Here is a 1118-nt window from a genome sequence, read left to right as displayed (position 1 = left end):
AATATATATTATATCAATATATAATTTTAATTTTGTATTAAGTAAACAATTTGTAACATACGCGCGTTATGCAAATTTAGCATAAAACCAATAAGGAGTCTAAATTAGAGTGAAATTTTCAGTTGCCACATGTGCGGTTTTGGCGCTATTTACGGCGCAAGCAAATGCCGCAGATACGGTTAAGCTAGAAGGCGTCGAGATAAACAGCGTCGGCGATAACATCAGCGAGAGCGGTATCAGCGAGGGCATCCTGGCTAAAAACGTGCAAAACGGTATCCTAGCCGGCAAAAAGGTACTAGACACCCCGTATCAGATAAGCACGATCACAAAAGAAACGATGAATCACCAAGGCGTGACCGGTTTTGAGGAGGCAGTGAAATACTTCCCGTCCGCGCAGGTTCAGATGAGAGGCGGCACCACGGTAGGTCGTCCGCAAACTCGCGGCTTTGAGGGTAGCGTCGTGGGTAACGTTTTTTGGGACGGCTTTTACGCTATCTCGACTACGGCGATTCCTATGGCGATGTTTGAGAGTTTGCAGATACAAAACGGTCTTGCCGGCTCGCTCTACGGCCCGCAAAATCCAGTCGGCGTCTTTAACTATACTAGAAAACGCCCGGTAGATAATGAGCACAGTATTTGGGCGGACTACGCTTCGCGAGAGCACTTTGGCGTGGGCGTAGATAGCTCGATGAAATTTGACAAGGTAGGCTACCGCGCGGTCGTATACGGCTCAGATGGCGCAAAACAAGTAAAAGACAGCAACTATCAGCGCCGCTTAGCCAGCATCACGCTCGAGTTTTATCCGACCGAGTCGCTTACGTTTGAGACTGCGGCTAGCTACTACGAGCACAACACTCACGGCTTTGCTGGACTTTTTGCGCTTTACGTAAAAGACGGCATGATCAGAAACGACCTAAAGCTGCCAGATCCGGTCGATAACAAAACTCCGGGCCTTGGTCAGTCATACGGCGGTATGAATCTAAAAACGACGACAGCTAGCGCTAAATTTAAATACGCTCCGAGCGAGGATTGGTATTTCGAGGGCGGATATCAGTTTCAGCGAGCCGATCGCCACATACACAGCGTCGTAAATAGAATCACCGATAAAAACGGCAACT

General features: G+C 48.1%; 1 protein-coding gene. It reads left to right on the top strand.

Annotated elements, in window-relative coordinates:
* Positions 1-103: 103 nt before the first annotated feature.
* On the top strand, positions 104-1118 hold a 1015-nt coding region (locus Q0546_RS01360), incomplete at its 3' end, for a TonB-dependent receptor plug domain-containing protein (RefSeq protein ID WP_298789855.1).

Source organism: uncultured Campylobacter sp., assembly GCF_937997465.1.
GTDB lineage: Bacteria > Campylobacterota > Campylobacteria > Campylobacterales > Campylobacteraceae > Campylobacter_A.
This window is presented reverse-complemented; position numbering and strand designations above follow the sequence as displayed.